Annotated in this window: 16 protein-coding genes and 3 tRNA genes; 4 read left to right on the forward strand and 15 right to left on the reverse strand. The window is 68.6% G+C overall.

Annotation, left to right across the window (positions count from 1 at the left end):
* Positions 1–2: 2 nt before the first annotated feature.
* Complete coding sequence (locus tag HMPREF1008_RS07830; RefSeq protein WP_009279325.1) at positions 3–350, reverse strand: Asp23/Gls24 family envelope stress response protein; 348 nt, start codon at positions 348–350, stop codon at positions 3–5.
* A 354-nt stretch (positions 351–704) separates the two neighbouring features.
* On the opposite strand from HMPREF1008_RS07830, the gene rpmB reads away from it, so the two are divergent.
* Positions 705–905, forward strand: coding sequence for a 50S ribosomal protein L28 (gene rpmB, locus HMPREF1008_RS07835; RefSeq protein ID WP_009279326.1), 201 nt, complete (start codon positions 705–707; stop codon positions 903–905).
* A gap of 115 nt (positions 906–1020) precedes the next feature.
* On the opposite strand, the gene HMPREF1008_RS09985 is transcribed toward rpmB, so the two are convergent.
* Complete coding sequence (locus tag HMPREF1008_RS09985) at positions 1021–2364, reverse strand: thiamine diphosphokinase (protein ID WP_009279327.1); 1344 nt, start codon at positions 2362–2364, stop codon at positions 1021–1023.
* Positions 2365–2513: 149 nt separating this feature from the next.
* Between HMPREF1008_RS09985 and HMPREF1008_RS07845 the strand changes: the two genes are divergently transcribed.
* Positions 2514–2699 (forward strand): FmdB family zinc ribbon protein, encoded by a 186-nt coding sequence (locus HMPREF1008_RS07845; RefSeq protein WP_009279328.1) that lies wholly within the window; start codon positions 2514–2516, stop codon positions 2697–2699.
* A 135-nt stretch (positions 2700–2834) separates the two neighbouring features.
* Here HMPREF1008_RS07845 and HMPREF1008_RS07850 read toward each other — a convergent pair whose 3' ends face one another.
* The 6 genes from HMPREF1008_RS07850 to HMPREF1008_RS07875 form a co-directional block, all read right to left on the reverse strand.
* Entirely contained in the window at positions 2835–4313 is a 1479-nt protein-coding gene (locus HMPREF1008_RS07850) for a transcription antitermination factor NusB (protein WP_009279329.1), read from the reverse strand.
* Positions 4314–4315: 2 nt separating this feature from the next.
* Entirely contained in the window at positions 4316–5230 is a 915-nt protein-coding gene (fmt, locus tag HMPREF1008_RS07855; RefSeq protein ID WP_009279330.1) for a methionyl-tRNA formyltransferase, read from the reverse strand.
* Between the two features lie 18 nt (positions 5231–5248).
* Positions 5249–5794, reverse strand: coding sequence for a peptide deformylase (gene def, locus HMPREF1008_RS07860; RefSeq protein ID WP_009279331.1), 546 nt, complete (start codon positions 5792–5794; stop codon positions 5249–5251).
* 110 nt (positions 5795–5904) lie between these two features.
* Positions 5905–8214 (reverse strand): primosomal protein N', encoded by a 2310-nt coding sequence (gene priA / locus HMPREF1008_RS07865; RefSeq protein WP_009279332.1) that lies wholly within the window; start codon positions 8212–8214, stop codon positions 5905–5907.
* 335 nt (positions 8215–8549) lie between these two features.
* Positions 8550–8625, reverse strand: a tRNA-Ile gene (locus tag HMPREF1008_RS07870).
* Positions 8626–8667: 42 nt separating this feature from the next.
* Positions 8668–8742, reverse strand: a tRNA-Val gene (locus HMPREF1008_RS07875).
* Positions 8743–9020: 278 nt separating this feature from the next.
* Here HMPREF1008_RS07875 and HMPREF1008_RS07880 point away from each other — a divergent pair.
* Positions 9021–9097, forward strand: a tRNA-Pro gene (locus HMPREF1008_RS07880).
* Positions 9098–9286: 189 nt separating this feature from the next.
* Here HMPREF1008_RS07880 and HMPREF1008_RS07885 read toward each other — a convergent pair.
* The 4 genes from HMPREF1008_RS07885 to HMPREF1008_RS10485 all read right to left on the reverse strand — a co-directional run bounded on the left by HMPREF1008_RS07885 (position 9287) and on the right by HMPREF1008_RS10485 (position 12158).
* Positions 9287–10132 carry a nucleotidyl transferase AbiEii/AbiGii toxin family protein gene (locus HMPREF1008_RS07885; RefSeq protein ID WP_009279333.1) on the reverse strand — a complete coding sequence of 282 codons (846 nt, stop codon included), beginning with the start codon at positions 10130–10132 and terminating at the stop codon, positions 9287–9289.
* Positions 10129–10704, reverse strand: a complete 576-nt coding sequence (locus HMPREF1008_RS07890; RefSeq protein WP_009279334.1) for a type IV toxin-antitoxin system AbiEi family antitoxin domain-containing protein — start codon at positions 10702–10704, stop codon at positions 10129–10131. The genes HMPREF1008_RS07885 and HMPREF1008_RS07890 overlap by 4 nt, the downstream gene beginning before the upstream one ends.
* Before the next feature lie 205 nt (positions 10705–10909).
* Positions 10910–11731, reverse strand: a complete 822-nt coding sequence (locus HMPREF1008_RS07895; protein WP_009279335.1) for a DNA/RNA non-specific endonuclease — start codon at positions 11729–11731, stop codon at positions 10910–10912.
* A 262-nt stretch (positions 11732–11993) separates the two neighbouring features.
* Complete coding sequence (locus HMPREF1008_RS10485) at positions 11994–12158, reverse strand: hypothetical protein (protein ID WP_156797625.1); 165 nt, start codon at positions 12156–12158, stop codon at positions 11994–11996.
* Positions 12159–12302: 144 nt separating this feature from the next.
* Between HMPREF1008_RS10485 and HMPREF1008_RS07905 the strand changes: the two genes are divergently transcribed.
* Positions 12303–12620 carry an MGMT family protein gene (locus tag HMPREF1008_RS07905; RefSeq protein WP_009279337.1) on the forward strand — a complete coding sequence of 106 codons (318 nt, stop codon included), beginning with the start codon at positions 12303–12305 and terminating at the stop codon, positions 12618–12620.
* Positions 12621–12644: 24 nt separating this feature from the next.
* On the opposite strand, the gene HMPREF1008_RS07910 is transcribed toward HMPREF1008_RS07905, so the two are convergent.
* Genes HMPREF1008_RS07910 through HMPREF1008_RS07920 form a run of 3 tightly spaced genes read right to left on the reverse strand, consistent with a single transcriptional unit; the run spans position 12645 to position 15767 of the window.
* Positions 12645–13004 carry a DUF1667 domain-containing protein gene (locus HMPREF1008_RS07910; protein WP_009279338.1) on the reverse strand — a complete coding sequence of 120 codons (360 nt, stop codon included), beginning with the start codon at positions 13002–13004 and terminating at the stop codon, positions 12645–12647.
* Between the two features lie 5 nt (positions 13005–13009).
* The gene (locus tag HMPREF1008_RS07915) at positions 13010–14296 is read right to left on the reverse strand and encodes an NAD(P)/FAD-dependent oxidoreductase (RefSeq protein WP_009279339.1); all 1287 of its coding nucleotides are present in this window, start codon (positions 14294–14296) and stop codon (positions 13010–13012) included.
* The gene (locus HMPREF1008_RS07920; RefSeq protein WP_009279340.1) at positions 14289–15767 is read right to left on the reverse strand and encodes an NAD(P)/FAD-dependent oxidoreductase; all 1479 of its coding nucleotides are present in this window, start codon (positions 15765–15767) and stop codon (positions 14289–14291) included. Before HMPREF1008_RS07920 ends, HMPREF1008_RS07915 begins: the two co-directional genes overlap by 8 nt.
* Positions 15768–15833: the final 66 nt, after the last annotated feature.

Below are 15833 nucleotides of genomic sequence, written 5' to 3' on the forward strand. Positions count from 1 at the left end.
GCCTAGCGGGCGGTGCGCATCCCCTCGACGTGGACGCGTACCTCGACGTTGTCAAGCTCGGCAATCTGCCTGAGGATGAACTTGACGGCGCTCACGAGGTTTTCTGACACGGACGCCATGTTCACGCCCTGCTCAACGACCACGTGGAGGTCCACCTTGACGATCTCCCCCTCTGCGGAGACGCCGACGCCCTTGCGCAGGCGGTAGGTCGGAAGGAGGTGGGCAGGACCCTCCTGCTCGTCGGTGACCGCCATGCCCACCACGCCGTAGCACTCGAGGGCGGCATAGCCCGCGAGGTCGGCGATGCAGTCGTTGGACACCTTCAGGGTTCCGGGGACGACCATTGCCATAGCTTCTCCTCTCGCTTGGTCGATGTTCGACCGGCGCATTCATTCATAGAAGTCTAGCACGCGAGGCATGCGGCGCAGGAGGACAACCCGTACGCCCGGCCCACAGCCCGACGCCGCTGCCGTGGAAAGTCCACGCGAACGCCACCGCAGCCCGTCTCCCGTCTGCTAGTATCTTTCGTCGGTGACACGGGGCGGACTCCCCCGGAATGCTCTGCCACCAAAGGTCTTGTGGTCTGGCTACAAAACGCACACAAGCTGTCGCGCTTTGTTCTTGCATGCCGCTGGTCCTGTGCTATATTTGGACAGCTTTTGGTAATTGCTGGCGCCTTGCGCCACCCTATGGAGGTCGTAAACATGTCGAAGGTATGTGATATCTGCGGTAAGCACGCCGTTGCTGGTCGCTCCATCAGCCACTCCCACCGCACAGTCGCCCGCAAGTTCAAGCCCAACATCCAGCGCGTCACCGTCGTCGTCGACGGGCGTCCGCAGAAGAAGAACGTCTGCACCCGCTGCCTGAAGAAGGGCAACCTGGCTCGCTCCGTCGCCCAGGCGTAGCGCGGCGCGCGACATACCGGCGATTCCTCGGAGGCCCCTCGGGGCCTCCTTTCTTGTGCGTCACAGGCGGCTGCCCGCGGGGCGTCGCGCACCCCTCCCCACGGCCGCCGCGGACCTAGATGACGAGAAAGACGGCCAGCACCCCCTCGTGGCAGGTCACGCTCGCGTCAGGCACGCACACGACGTTGGACACCCCCTCGTCCCCAAGCAGGGGAAGCGCGCGATGGTCGAGCTCCCACCTGAGCCCCCGCTCGCTCAGCACGCAGCCCGGGGAGAGGGCGATGGCAGAGAGCGTGCGCCCCTGCGCCTCAGGACCCAGCTTCCAGCTGGACCGGCCCGTCGGCGAGAGGACGCGGCACTCGAAGCCGTCCTCCACGAGGCGAGGCCGCGCGTCGGCGGCGGAGGCGAGCTGGCCGACGACGGCCAGGGCGTGGTCGCTCCTGCCCCCCGACGCGCAGCAGAGCGTGAGCTCGAGCGCCTCCCGCCTGCGAGCCGCCTCGTTGCGGGCACAGGCTATGGCGATGGCGAGGTCGGTCGAGTACTTCTGCGAGGGGAAAGCGATCCTGGTCCGCGCCACCCCCTCCGCCCAGGCCCGGGCCGAGCCCCCCACGGAGTCGAAGTCGCCGCAGAAGGCGTCGGGCACGACGCCGGCGGCACGGAGGGCCTCGGCACCCCTGTCCGCCGCGACCACGTAGTCGGCATCCCGTGCGAGACGTGCCACGAGGCCGGGCGAGCTCGGTTCGGGGGAGCCGTCCACCACGAGCGCCCTGAGGGTGCCCCGCGTGCGCGGGGGCACGGGCTCGAGGTCGCGGATCAACGCCAGCGAGACGTCCACGTACCCATGCGAGAAGATCGTGGATGCGTCCTCGCAGAGCGCGCGGTCGCGCCCGCCCCCCTCGCTGTAGACGCAGACCGTGGGGAAGCCCGCCCGGCGCGCGGAGCCCAGACCGAGGGGATCGTCCTCAAAGACCCAGGTGGCACTGACGTCGCAGCCCAGGCGCTGCGCCGCCTCGAGGTACACGTCGGGATGGCCCTTGCCCTTGCCGCACCCCTCTGCGGAGACGACGAGCTCGAAGAGCCCGAGCAACCCTTGGACCTCGAGCGCCTCGCGCACGAGGTCGGCGCTCGTGGAGCTCGCCACGGCGAGGTGGATGCCCGCATCATGCAGCTCGAGCAGGAGCTCGCGCGCGCCCTCGACGGGCCGCACGCGCTGCCGATACCCCTCGAGCGCCCTGCGTCGCAGGTCGCGAAGGATGCATTCCGGCTCCTCCCGCATTCCGTAGCGCTCGTGCAGAAGGCGACACATCTGGACCAGGGGCACCGACTCGACCTGCGCGTAGACTTGCCCTGGGTCTGGCGCTCCCCCGTCCTCGAGGAGCTCGAGGACGGCCTCTCTCCACATGGGCGCGGAGTCGAGGATGGTCCCGTCCAGGTCGAAGATCGCCCCGTCTATGCGCATGGCGTCAGCCCTCCCAGCCGCTGGTTGCAGGATTCATGGTAGCAGCCGCTCGGCGGCGGCCCCGGCGCAAGAGCCGGCCACACTTGGGTACAGTAGCCCACGTGGCCGTGAGGCCGCTTTTTGTGCACGCACTCTTCCGGAGGATTCACATGGCTCGCTATGACTACAAGTGCCCCTCGTGCGGGACCCGCTTCGAGGTGGAGCATCCCATGAGCGCCCACCCCAGCGTCAGCTGCCCCAAGTGCGGCAGCAAGGCCCAGAAGGTCTTCTCCAGCTCGGGAATCGTCTTCTCGGGATCCGGCTTCTACAACACCGACCAGAGGGGCAAGAAGTAGCGCGCCTGGTCGCCGCCCGACTCCCACGGAGAATCGGAGTCGCGGTCGCGTCACCATAGCAAGAGCGGGGAGGAGGCCCGTCTGGCAGCTGTCCGGACGGGCCTCCTCTCGTGCGTCCGTCAACCGAAGCCGCTGCTATCCCAACCTGCACAGGCGCGCCATGAAGTGACCGTCACAGAGCGGGGAGCCGAGCCGGTTCGCGCGCGAGGTCCTCAGGAAGCCCTCGGGGGTGAGCATGGAGCGCGCCAGGGCGAGCTGCTCGGGGGCGAGGACGCCCGTGGCGGGTGCGTCCAGCGGACCAGCGAGGCTGAATTCTCGCCCGACGTCCGAGGCGAGAAACGCCGCGACGACGTCCTCATCCTCCTGTCTCAGCTCCGAGCAGGTCGAATAGACCAGACATCCCCCGACCTCGACGCGACGGGCCACGGCCCCGAGGAGTTCGAGCTGGAGCTTCGGGAGCTCGCGCAGGGCCGCCTCCTCCCCCAGCGACCAGGCGACCTCGGGATGGCGGCGCAGGGTGCCGCTGCCCGAGCAGGGGGCATCCAGGAAGGCAAGGCGGAACTCTCCCCTGAGCCCTTCGGGAAGCGACTCGTCGGCTCCCGAGAGGGTCCTGCCGTCCAGGGCGTGGCAGCTCGCACGCCCGGCAAGCCCCACGGACCCCAGGCGTCGTGCGGACGAGGCGCTCTTGTGCGGGTCGCTCTCCACGCAGGCCATGCGAAGGTCCACGTCGAGCGCCCTGGCGGCGGACTGCAGGAGCAGGCTCTTGGTGCCCCTGCCCTGGCCGACCTCGAGGAGCCTTCCTCCCCGGGGGCAGGCGAGCCAGGCGACAACCTGCGCCGCGAGGTCGGCGGGAAGGACGTCGGACGTGCGCACCAGACCGGAGCCAGCGAGGGCTGACGGGCGGCCGAGCCTGAAGGCGGCCGGCCACGGGAGCGGCTCCGGGGCGAGTCCTGCCGCCTCGAGGGCCAGGCGAGAGGGGCCCTCGCCCTGCACTACGAGGTTGCCGGCCACGCAGGGCGTGGAGGGCTCGAGGGAGCCGAGCGCGACGGCGGCGGCGCGGGAGGCGCCGAGGGAGGAGACGAGCTCGCGGGAGAGCCAGCCGGGAAGGCAGCAACCGAGCGAGATGTCGCCTGCCAGGGAATCGGGGGTGGAGCCCTCGTCGACAGGCCGTCCTCCGGGGGCCGCGGCCGCGTGGAGGCGGTCGCGCGCCTCGGCCAGGCGGGGCCGGTCCTCCTCCGCGATGCGGCGCAGGACGGCATTGGCGAGGCCGGCGGCGCGGGGGCTCGCCTCGCGGGCCAGCTCGACCCCCTGGCTCACGGCCGCCTGCGCAGGGGCGGAGAGGAAGAGGAGCTCGAAGGCAGCGACTCTCAGGGCGTCACGCAGCCGGGGCTCGAGCCTCATGCCACGACGGAGATGCCCGTCGATGACCCCGTCAAGGCCGCCGGAGCAGCGTGTCACGCCCAGCACTAGGCGGGTGGCGAGGGACCGGTCGCGGGGCTCGAGGGCGTCAAGCCCCTCCGAGGCCCTCATGAGATCGCGTGCGCGGGCAGAGCGACGCCGGCATTCGCCCAGCAGGCGCAGGGCCGCCCTCCTGGCGGCGGTCGCCCTCGCCATGCCTATGCGCGCTCCCAGCCAAGGTCCCTCTTCTGGAGTCCCGCCGCCCAGGCAGAGACGTCCATCTCGCGCTTGCCGTCGGGCTTGACCCGCAGGAGCTCGATGGCCCCGTCGGAGCAGCCCAGGAACACGCGGCCCTTGCGGACCAGCACGCCGCCCTGGGATAGCGCCTCGCCAGAGACGCGCGCGTCGAGCACGCGGACCCCCTTGCCCTGGAGCGCCATGCGGGCCGGCGCGGCGTCGAGGGACGCCTGGACGCGCCTGCGGTTTGCCAGACGGCCGTCCGCAGGGTCGAGGAGCATCTCTCGCTTGTCGATCTTGCGGGCATAGCTCACCTGCGACTCGTCCTGGTCGACCCAGCGGGCCGTCCCGTCCTCCATCTGCGCGAGGGCCAGGAGCAGCTCGTCTGCCCCCAGCTCGGCAAGCTCGGACATGACCGTCGCGCAGGGCTTCTCGCCCACCTCGACCGACGCCTGCCTGCAGTAGGCGCCGGCATCGAGCTCGTGGACAATGCGCATGATGGATATGCCCGCGCGCTCGTCGCCCTCGAGCACCGCCCTCTGGATAGGCGCGGCGCCGCGCCAGCGGGGCAGGAGCGAGCCGTGCACGTTGACGCAGCCCATTCGCGCGATGCCCAGGAGCTCGTCGGGCAGGATGCAGCCGAAGGCCGCGACGGCCACGGCGTCCAGGTCGAGGTCGCGCAGGCGATCGAGGAGCTCCGGCGTCACGCGCCTCGCCTCGATCACCTCGAGCCCGAGCTCGAGGGCCGCCGACTTCACCGCGGAGGGCACGAGGGCCCTCCCGCGGCCGCGCACGGCATCGGGCCGCGTCACGACGAGCGCGACCTCATGGACGGCGGCGAGCTTCCTGAGGGAGGGCACGGCGAAGTCTGGCGTGCCCATGAATGCCAGGCGCATCTGCGGCTCCCCTTCCGACTAGTCTACGGAGACGTCGCCGGGACGGGCGCCCGCGGCCGTGGCCTCCTGATAGGCCCTCATGGCGGCGATGCGCTGGCCGGCGCTCAGGTGGTCAACCATGGTCACGCCGTGGATGTGGTCGATCTCGTGCTGGAGGCAGACGGCCATGAGGTTGTCGCGGGCTTCGTACTGCATGAGGTCCCCGTCCAGGTTGAGGGCCTGGACCACCACGTGGCTGGGTCGCCTGACGGGAACCGTGATGCCGGGGAACGACAGGCAGCCCTCGCCCGTCTCGCGCTCCTCGCCGTCGGCGACGACAATCTTGGGGTTGATGAGCACGTAGGGGTTCTTGCCGCTGGGGCCGGAGTAGTCGACGTCTATGACGACCATCTGGACGAGCTCGCCGACCTGGGGGGCCGCCAGGCCGCAGCCGTCGGCGGCGTACATGTCGTCCAGCATGCGGCGCGCGAGCCTCTTGATGCGCTCGTCGATGGCCTCGATGGGCGCGCACTCTGTCTTGAGCCGCCCGTCGGGGGCGCGGACGATGTCTTCCAGTGCACTCATTGCATGGCTCCTTGCTATGTGGGGGGCGCCGGGGGCGCCACGCTTTGTCCAGGCTATGTTACTACCCCAGCGACATGCCTCCCAAACCGCCGTCGCATGGGCCAGGGACCCTACATCAGGTCGTACGCGTCCACGTCGATGGCGACGCTCACGCCGCGGGGGACGTCCAGCCCCCGCACGCAGGACTGCAGGAGCTCCCCTGGCTCGGAGCCCAGGGGGGCCTTCACGAGCAGGTGCCGGCGGGTGCGGTCCTTCACGCGGGCCTTGAGGCAGTCGGTGGGACCCAGCACCTCCCATCCCCGCCTCCCCTCCACCCTCTGGCGGACGGCGTGGGCCAGGGAGGCAATCGCCCCCGTCACGGCGGGGGCGCTTCTCCCCCAGACGACGACGTTGGCCAGCCGCGAGTAGGGCGGGTAGTTGCCCTCCTCGCGGTCCCTGAGCTCGGGCTCGAGGAAGAGGGACCTGTCGTGGTCCGCCACGGCCCGGATGGCGGGATGGCTCGCCCAGTAGGTCTGGATGATGACCTCCCCCGGGACCTCCCCCCTGCCGGCGCGCCCGCTCACCTGCTCGAGCAGGTCGTAGGTACGCTCGCCCGCACGGAAGTCGGGCAGCTTGAGCGTGGTGTCCGCGTTGATGACGCCGACCAGCGTGACCTCGGGGAAGTCCAGCCCCTTCGCGATCATCTGGGTGCCCACGAGCACTGCGCACTCCGCGGCGTCGAACTCCTCGAGCAGCCGCTGGTGGTCCCCCTTCCCGCGCGTGGTGTCCGCGTCCATGCGAATCACCTGGGCCCGCCCGCCCAGGAGCAGCGAGAGCTCGTCCTCGACGCGCTGGGTGCCCACCCCGAAGGCCGCCAGGTAGCGGCTGCCGCAGTTGGGGCAGGTCGTGGCCGGGTTGGGCCAGGCGACGACCGGCCAGCTCCTGCCGCAGCTGTGGCACATCAGCGAGTGCGTGCGCTCGTGGTAGGTGAGCGAGGTGGAGCAGTGCGGGCACTCGGGCACGCAGCCGCAGTCGCGGCACATGAGGAAGTTGGCGAAGCCTCGGCGGTTGAGGAGGAGGACGGCCTTCTCCCCTCGCTGGACCACGCCCTCCAGGGCGTCCCTCAGGGGTGCCGAGAAGATCGACTTGTTGCCCCCGGCGAACTGCTGCGTCATGTCCACCACGCGGACGCGGGGAAGCACAGCCGAGCCCGGACGCTCCGGCATCGGGACGCGCGTCCACGACACCCCGGCGTGCGAGCCCTGGCGGCAGCGCAGGAGGCTCTCGAGCGAGGGGGTGGCCGACCCCAGGACGAGCGGGCAGCCGCGCAGGCGGGCGAGGCGGGCCGCGACCTCGCGGGCATGGTAGCGGGGGGCCGACTCCTGCTTGTAGGACAGCTCGTGCTCCTCGTCGATGATCACGAGCCCCAGGTCCGACACGGGCGCGAAGAGCGCGGAACGGGCGCCCACCACGACGTGCACGCTGCCCTGGCGCACCAGGTCCCATTGGTCGAAGCGCTCCCCGGCAGAGAGCCTCGAGTGCAGGATCGCGACGTCATCGCCGAAGCGCGAGCGGAAGCGGCCCACGGTCTGGGCGGTAAGCGAAATCTCGGGCACGAGGACGATGGCACCCCTCCCCTGCCCCACGCAGCGCTCGATGGCGGCGAGGTAGACCTCGGTCTTGCCGGAGCCCGTCACGCCGTCCACCAAGACGACGTCGCCGGCGCCGGCCTCGGTGGCACGGGCGATCTCTGCGAGGGCGTCCCGCTGGCCCTGGGTCAGGCGCTCGGGCCGGCGGGCGACGGCGCTCGAGAGCGTGGTTCCCGTCGTCCCGCGCACGCGGCGCCTCTCCTCTATCTGGACGACGCCATGGCGGGCGAGGGCCTGCGCCGCGGCGACGCTCCCCGGCATCGTGGCCGAGAGCTCCGCCAGACGAAGCGGGCCGGAGGCGAGGGCCTCCATGACCTGGCGCTGGCGCGAGGCGTTGGCGCGAGGGCGCCAGCCCTCGGCCTTGGGGGTGAGGGACGCCCAGCGCTCGTCGACGGGCCCGCTCTTCTCGCATACGAGCTCCCAGGGGTCGTCCGAGCCCCTGCGACGCACGCGGACCGTCTGGCCGGGGGCGAGGAAGGGACGGACGGCGTCGCAGAGGGTGCAGCCGTACTCGTGCGCCATCCAGGTGGCAAGCCGGGCCGAGACCTCGTCGAAGGCGGAGTCTGCCAGCACGCGCGCGACGCCGAGGAGCTTGTGCGCGGCGACGCCCGCGGGAGGCTCGTCCGACACCGACATGACGTAGCCCACCACGTTGCGATGTGAGAAGGGCACGAGGACGGTGGCGCCCACCGCACAGGACGTCGAGAGCTCGGGAGGGATGACGTAGCTGTAGCAGCCGTCTATCACGCGCGTGGGGATGTCCAGCGCGACCGAAGCGTAGGCGTATGGCATGTCGTCCCTCCCCCCGTTGCCGTGTCGTTGTTGCCTTGCAGGCGGAGCCTGCGTTGGAAGTCGATTGTAGCCGCAACGCGGATGGGGGCGGGGGCCTGGCGGCGGGCGCGAAGGGCGGCGCTGAAGACAGCGCGGTGACAGTACGGAGGGCGGCGCCGAAGACAGCATTCTGTGAGATTTGCTGTCTTTCTCGCCCCTCAACAGGCCAAACGCCAAAATCGACAGCATTCTGCACAGAATGCTGTCTTCGCGAGAGGTGCTGGCGTCATCCATGGGCAGGCGGAGGGTCGAAAAAGCAGGCCAACGGCAAATGCGTCGCTGGCCTGCTGCTCTTGTGGTGGGCCCAGCAGGATTCGAACCTGCAACCCAGGGATTATGAGTCCCCTGCGCTAACCGTTGCGCCATGGGCCCCTATGAAAAAGGCGGCGACCGAAGCCGCCGCCACGTTTCTCGTGGTGGGCGATGCTGGATTCGAACCAGCGACCCCTTCCGTGTGAAGGAAGTGCTCTACCCCTGAGCCAATCGCCCTTAGCGCGTTAGCATCTTATCAGATGCCCCGACGGATGTCAGCAAAAAATTTGTCAGAGTCCGTCCCCTCCCCAAACGGGCAGCGCGTCTGCGACCGCAATGGATGGGCACAAGGAGGAGGAGTTCGACCTCAAGAAGCGGGAGCTGCTGGGAATCTAGGCACCCCTTCCCGCGTCGGTCCGCAGGCGAGAGGAGATTCGAAATTCTCGCTTGAACTGCTTCGCGGGATAGTGCTACTATGCATAAGCGCTGCGCGGGTCACCGCGTGGCAGACATAGCGGGTGGTGGCGCAGCTTGGTAGCGCACTTGACTGGGGGTCAAGGGGTCGCTGGTTCGAATCCAGTCCACCCGACCAGAAAATAGCAGGTCAGAGGTCAAAAGCCTTTGACCTGTTTTGTATGTACCAAGGGGCATGTGGCTCTACGTCGGGCGTGCGCCAAAATCTGCTGCCCCTTTTCACCTATTTTCGAATCGGCGAGCGTCCACTGATTTATGCGCCATGCATGAGCGCATCGGGGAACACCACTTGCTGTCGAATCTGTCCCTACAGCTCCAGAATCCTGCCGATCTCACGGACACACCGCATTGAGTCCTCCGCCGTCACGACCGCGGCGTAGGGGTTAAGCCTCACGTATGCCTTCCAAATTCGTGCAATCTCTGTCGAATTCTCTATTTCTCGACTCACGCGCTCGTAGTCTCTCATCATGTGCCAGGTCCCTCGGTGCTCGGACGTACGACGCAGTGCGTTCGCGAGGACGTCCCACCTGATTTCCCGTTCGTACAGTCTCGTGAGGGTCGCAAGGTCGTACAAATCGCGGGCGCGGGTCGTCGCGACACCACGCTTGACAATCGACTCGAACTTCTCTGCGATGCACGTCTCGAGGGGATACGACATCACATGAATCGTGCCCTCCTCGAAAAGAGTCGGGAACTCATACTCAACCTCATGCGGGGTAATAACGTCACCCGTCGTGACGTCTATTTTGAGTGGCGTCCTCATGCGTCCGAAGGAGGCGATGAGGTGGGCTCGCAATCCACCGTAGTCGTCATCCTCGCGAATGGGCTCCACGCGCTCGAGCTTGCAGGTCACATCGTCGTCCAGATCTTCAGTGCAGATTTCCTCTATTGCTATTGAGAGGTTCTCCGCGTCAAGCTTCATTGCCCGCACCGTTGCATCGAGATCCATGGTCGTTCGCTGGGCCACGCCCAGCATGGCAGAAAGCAGAAGACCACCCTTTATGACGAAGTGCTCGCGATACCTAGTCCTTTCGAGCCTCATCAGGAAGTGCTCGAAGAAGTAGCGCTGCATCAGCTCCTGGGCTGACAGTCCATGCTCCTTGGCGAGTGCCTTCGCCTTGCCACGCAGGCTCGCGTCGCTCTTGATGGTCACGAGAGCACCTCCAGGTAGGTCTGAAGCTCAGGCGAGATGCCCATGGCGTTGGCGTATCGCGCAAGTCGGGGAAGATCCTTGTTTGGCAAGGAGAAGTACGAGCCCATCGCTTGGCCCAGAAGCTGCGCGTCGGCCTCATCACGTCTGCGGGAGAGCACCAGGTCGCAGATGCTACGCTCGCAGTCGTGGAGGGCGAGCGGAGTTCCGGTGGGAGAATGCCCGGAGGCCACCCCAAGGCCGTAAAGCGCCTCGTTCTCGTGCGTGACGAGGCAGTTGGGAAACTCCTCCATTATGTGTCCCTCCTTGTAGCCCCGCGGGAGTGCAACCTCGTACACACCGGGGACGAAGTCCACCAGACCGTGCAGGTAGAGCGAGCTGCTGCAGCGAAACACCGCCCTCGGCCACCTCAGCGCGATTACGGCGAAGTCATCCGGCGGCGTCTCCGTAAGGGCATACACCCCACGACTCTCGAGCACCGCGACCCCCTGCGAGACGAGCAGCTGGAGCATGCTCGAAGAGAAGCCCGCCTCCCGGGCCTGCTTCGTGGTGATTCGGCCTGCGCAACCTTGCATGAGGGATATGAGCTCATCCTTCTTCGTGGCTTCCTCCTATGGTAAGATATACCAAAATATATTAATAAATTTGGTACATCTTACCATTTTAGGCGTTAGGCAAAAAGTGTTCCGCAATCAGACGTGACATAACCGAGCAATTCGATCCTACGGCCTACCTTCCTCCATGAGACCGCGTCCGCGCAGGCTCTTGTGGGCCAGGACCCTACTCCCCCACCCGTTCGAACTCGCCTGTGGCGTAGTCGATCAGGTATCCCCGCGCCGCGTTGTACACCTCCACCTCGAGGTCCAGCGAGCCGTCGCTGGACATCAGGTCGACGATCACGCTGCGGGGAACGAGCTCCTCGCCCTCGTAGAGCGGGGTGGCGACGTAGGTGACGCTCCCCTCCTGGTGAGCCTCGAGCCAGTCGCGCACGAGCGTCTCGCAGAAGGCCATGCCACCCGTCTCGTCGTTTGACCCCACGTTCTGCATGCGCGTGCCGCACACCATGTTCTGGACGACCTCGGCCCCGCCCAGTGACTTCGCGACGAGGTGGGAGCGGTTCCAGAAGTAGCCGTGGTATGCCTTCCCGCGCGCCAGCGGTATGTCCACCTTCTCGTTGTGCCCCCATCCCGAGGGGCTGAGGGCCTGCATGTCCCCCCTTGGGCGAGAGGTGCCCTCCCGGACCATGTCCCAACTCACCCTCGCGGCAGCTTGCCCGGACCTCCCGAGTTCATCCAGCTCCGCGTAGCTGACCTCCCCGTCCGCGAGCTCCACGTCCACGAGCGCGAGGCCGACCACGCGATAGTAGTCGGGACTCGCCCGTTCGTCCCACTCGCTCCGCACCCTCGCGTGCGGGCGCCTCAACCCGTAGCCAGGGACGATCGCCCGAAACAGAGCGACTGCATCGACGCCGGAAAGGACCCCGCCGGGCGAGAGGGACCTCCCCAGCCAGAACGACGCAAGCACGCAGGCGAGACAGACCGCCCCGCCACGCAGCCTCAGGGCCCTCGCCCTTCTCCTCCCCCTCCTGACGCGCGCTCCCAAGACGCCCCTCCCTTCGTCCTCCTTGGGAAGAGGCTAGGGGACGGGCCGCGACATGAGGGGCACGAGGGACCACGTTCCAAAATGGGCTCGCCGCAGACTGACGCCAGACTGCCCCGACCTTCCGTGCAGACTGCCGGCAGTCTGCACGGAAGACGATGCTCCACGGACGACGCTCCCCGACGCAAGGGACCCGCCGCCACCGCAGGGGTGGCAACGGGCCCGAGGCGCCACATGTGGCCGCTGGCAAGGGGCCGTGCGGGAGCTACGCCTTGGAGATGACGGTGTACTCGCCGGAGTGGGGGTTGATAACGAAGGATACGAACTCCCCCGCGAAGAGGTCTCCCACGAAGCCGGCATCGCCGTTCTGGAGCTTGCCGTTCAGATAGTCCTTGAGGCTCTGGGCCTCCACGAGCGCCACGTTATACATGCGCCCCTCCCTTCGGTAGACGATACTGGGATGCATGCTATTTCCCGGCGCGCGCGATGTCTGTCGCTTTTCCAACACCATGCGGACTCCACCGCCGGGACGACGGGCACGATGGCGGCTCCAGCGCGAGGCAGGGGGACGGACATGGCGGACAAGGGCTTCTTCGGGCGCGTCTATGACGTGGTGCGACAGGTGCCGCGTGGGCGCGTGGCCACCTACGGCCAGGTCGCGGCGATGACGGGCGAGCCGCGTCGCGCTCGCTACGTGGGCTTTGCCATGCACCAGAGCCCCGGGATGGCCGGGGGCGTGCCCTGCCATCGCATCGTGTTCGCAGACGGCAGGCTCGCGCCGGGATTCGCCTTCGGGGGTCCGGACGCACAGAGGGACCTCCTCGAGGGAGAGGGCGTGGGCTTCCTCCCCGACGGGAGGGTCGACCTCGCGCACTTCCGCTGGGAGGCGTGACGGGAGCTCCCGCCGTCCGCCCCCCTAGACGTCCTTGGTGGCCACGACGTCCACGCCCGTGCCGCAGACGTCTGCCAGCACCACGTCCCCGATGCGGACGGGGGACGCGAGCCTCACGTCCGCGAGGGCACGCACGACGTCCAGCACCCGCGCCTTGGGGACGTCGCCCGCCGTCTTGACCGAGACCACCGTGGCGACTGCCGACCCCTCCACGGGCACCGTAGTGGTCACGACGCGGGTGGGGTCGCAGACCTCCTTGCGCGCGTACGCGTCACCGCGGGGGCAGGCGTTGCCCCTGACCCCCACGACCTCGTCGCCGTCGAGCGTCACCTCGACCTGGCAGCCCCTCGGGCAACGTATGCAGGTGAGTTCCCTGGTCTCCATGGCACCTATGCCTCCTCGAGCAGGACGCGGATCTTCTCTCCCCCGTGCAGCCCCTGGAGTTGGTCGCGCCGCAGCACGACCTCCTGCATCTCGCCGGGGGCGACGACCTGCTTGCGCCGGTGCACGATGCGCCGCTCGCCAGCATAGACGCTCAGGTGGCAGTCCTGGTACACGCCGGACACGCGGAAGCGCAAGGTGAGCCTCTCCCCCATCCTCTGGGGCGAGAGGTGCGCGGGGACGGTGTAGCGGACGCCCTCCCCGCAGACGAGCTCGTGCTCGGTCGGCATGGCATCTGAGGCAGCCGCCCGTCCCCCTCCCAGAGCCCACGCCGCGGCGGACCTCCCCGCGACGGCAGCCTCCTCGCTCACGTAGTCCACGAGGTCGTGGACGTGCAGGACGTTGCCGCAGGCGAAGATGCCCGGGACGCTGGTCTGGAGGGACTCGTCCACCACAGGCCCGCGGGTCACGGGGCTCAGCTCGACTCCCGCCTGGCGGCTGAGCTCGTTCTCGGGCAGGAGTCCCACCGAGAGGAGCAGGGTGTCGCACTCATAGCGCCTCTCGGTCCCCGGGATGGGACGAAGGGTCTCGTCCACCCGAGCTATGGTCACCGCCTCGACGCGTCCCCTTCCCTCGACGCCCACGACGGTGTGCGAGAGGTAGAGGGGGATCCCGAAGTCGTCCAGGCACTGCACGATGTTGCGCTTGAGGCCTCCCGAGTAGGGCATGAGCTCCGCCACGCAGGCGACGTGCGCCCCCTCGAGGGTGAGGCGGCGCGCCATGATGAGCCCGATGTCGCCCGAGCCCAGCACCACGACCTCGCGCCCGGGCAGGTAGCCGTCGATGTTGACGAGCCTCTGGGCGCAGCCGGCGGTGTAGACGCCGGCAGGGCGCGTCCCCGCGATGCCGAGCGCGCCGCGCGGCCTCTCTCTGCAGCCCATGGCGAGCACGACGGCGCCGGCCTCGATGCGGAAGACGCCACGCTCGGCGTTGACGGCCGTCACCACCCTGTCGGCCGAGACGTCCAGGACGGTGGTCCTGAGCAGGTGGGTAATCTTGCGCTCGGCCGCCTGCGCCACGTAGCGCGCGGCGTACTCGGGCCCAGTGAGCTCCTCCTTGAAGGTGTGGAGGCCGAAGCCGTTGTGGATGCACTGGTTGAGGATGCCGCCGAGCTGCCTCTCGCGCTCGAGCACGAGGACGTCCCCCGCCCCCGCGTCGTGTGCCGCGATCGCCGCGGCGAGGCCGGCGGAGCCACCTCCGATCACCACCACGTCATGGCGCTCCGCGCTAGCCACGAGCCTCGCCTCCCTCGACGGGCCGCTTCGCGAGCCCCACTACGTACTCCGAGCCGGGACCGGACTTGCTCACGTGCAGCATGTCCATCCCCTCGACCTCCTCGCAGATGATCTGCATGACGCGGGGCGAGCAGAAGCCACCCTGGCAGCGGCCCATCGTGGCCGTCACGCGGCGCTTGACCCCGTCAACGGAGCGCGCGCCCGGAACGCGGCGGCAGGCGTCGCGGACCTGTCCCTCGCTCACCCTCCTGCAGCGGCAGACTATGGTCCCGTAGCTGGGATCCCCCTCGACGAGGGCGTTCCACTCGTCCGGCGAGACCTTGTCCAGGTCGACGAAGCCCCTGCGCGTCGCCACGAAGCCCTCCTTGGGCTCGAGGCCCAGGATGTCCCGGACGATGCCGGCGACCATGACGCCGATGGCGGGGCTCGCCGTGAGGCCCGGGCTCTCTATGCCCGCGCAGTCGATGAAGCCGGGGGCGCCAGGAACCTCCCCGATGGCGAACTCGTGCTCGGGACGGTGCGCCCTCAGGCCCGAGAAGGAGGTGATGGTCTCGCGGAAGGGGACGTCTTTCACCGTAAGGGCGCTCTTCTCGACCACCGAGCGCATTCCCCTGGGGGTCGTGGACGTGTCGTCCTTGTCGTCGATGTCGTCGGCGGTGGGCCCCACCAGGAGGTTGCCGTGGGTGGTGGGGGTGACGAGCACGCCCTTGCCCATCTTGGTGGGAAGGGCGAACACGGTGTGGCGCACGTGCGCGCCTGCCGTGGTGTCCAGGAGCTCGTACTCGCCGCGGCGCGCCACGATGGTCATGCGCCGTGGCGAGACCATGTTGTGCAGCTCGTCGGCGTGCACGCCCGCGGCGTTGACCACCGTGCGCGTAACGACCTCCCCGCCGCCCTCGAGCCGCAGGCGCCAGAGCCCCTCCTCGTCGCGGTTGATGGCGGCGACCCTGGCGTCGAAGCGGAACTCGACGCCGTTCGCGGCGGCGTTCTCCGCCAGCGCGCAGCAGAGGCCCCAGGGGTCGCAGATGCCGCCCGTCGGGGCCCAGAGCGCGCAGACCGCCTCGTCGGAGACGTTGGGCTCCATCTGGCGCAGCTCGTCACGCTCGACTATCCGCAGTCCCGGGACGCCGTTCGCGGCACCTCGGTCGAGGAGCGCCTCGAGGTCGGGCCGTGCCCCCTCGTCCAGGCAGACCACCAGAGACCCGACCTGCTCGAAGGGGAAGTCGAGGTCGCGTGAGAGCTGGGGGAACATCGCGTTGCCCTCGACGTTGAGGCGTGCCATGAGCGTGCCCTCGGCGGCGTCGAAGCCCGCGTGCACGATGGCGGAGTTGGCCTTGGAGGTGCCGCAGCACACGTCGTCCAGCGCCTCCAGGACCAGCACGCTCGCATCGTAGCGCGAGAGCTCCCGGGCCGTGGCGCAACCGCTCACCCCCGCGCCGACCACGGCGACGTCATACCAGCGCTTCTCCATGCTTCCCCCTCCTGACGCGGCACATGCGTTGACATCTTATGTCGCTGGTGGCATGCGGGGGAGCCG

Origin of the sequence: Olsenella sp. oral taxon 809 str. F0356, assembly GCF_000233535.1 — a bacterium.
GTDB classification, from domain to species: Bacteria; Actinomycetota; Coriobacteriia; order Coriobacteriales; family Atopobiaceae; genus Olsenella_I; species Olsenella_I phocaeensis.

Excerpts from the sequence above, each read along its gene's own strand:
- HMPREF1008_RS07830 (WP_009279325.1), bottom strand. The coding sequence starts at position 350 with ATGGCAATGGTCGTCCCCGGAACCCTGAAGGTGTCCAACGACTGCATC.
- rpmB (WP_009279326.1), top strand. The coding sequence starts at position 705 with ATGTCGAAGGTATGTGATATCTGCGGTAAGCACGCCGTTGCTGGTCGC.
- HMPREF1008_RS09985 (WP_009279327.1), bottom strand. The coding sequence starts at position 2,364 with ATGCGCATAGACGGGGCGATCTTCGACCTGGACGGGACCATCCTCGAC.
- HMPREF1008_RS07845 (WP_009279328.1), top strand. The coding sequence starts at position 2,514 with ATGGCTCGCTATGACTACAAGTGCCCCTCGTGCGGGACCCGCTTCGAG.
- HMPREF1008_RS07850 (WP_009279329.1), bottom strand. The coding sequence starts at position 4,313 with ATGGCGAGGGCGACCGCCGCCAGGAGGGCGGCCCTGCGCCTGCTGGGC.
- fmt (WP_009279330.1), bottom strand. The coding sequence starts at position 5,230 with ATGCGCCTGGCATTCATGGGCACGCCAGACTTCGCCGTGCCCTCCCTC.
- def (WP_009279331.1), bottom strand. The coding sequence starts at position 5,794 with ATGAGTGCACTGGAAGACATCGTCCGCGCCCCCGACGGGCGGCTCAAG.
- priA (WP_009279332.1), bottom strand. The coding sequence starts at position 8,214 with ATGCCATACGCCTACGCTTCGGTCGCGCTGGACATCCCCACGCGCGTG.
- HMPREF1008_RS07890 (WP_009279334.1), bottom strand. The coding sequence starts at position 10,704 with ATGCAAGGTTGCGCAGGCCGAATCACCACGAAGCAGGCCCGGGAGGCG.
- HMPREF1008_RS10485 (WP_156797625.1), bottom strand. The coding sequence starts at position 12,158 with ATGTATAACGTGGCGCTCGTGGAGGCCCAGAGCCTCAAGGACTATCTG.
- HMPREF1008_RS07905 (WP_009279337.1), top strand. The coding sequence starts at position 12,303 with ATGGCGGACAAGGGCTTCTTCGGGCGCGTCTATGACGTGGTGCGACAG.
- HMPREF1008_RS07910 (WP_009279338.1), bottom strand. The coding sequence starts at position 13,004 with ATGGAGACCAGGGAACTCACCTGCATACGTTGCCCGAGGGGCTGCCAG.
- HMPREF1008_RS07920 (WP_009279340.1), bottom strand. The coding sequence starts at position 15,767 with ATGGAGAAGCGCTGGTATGACGTCGCCGTGGTCGGCGCGGGGGTGAGC.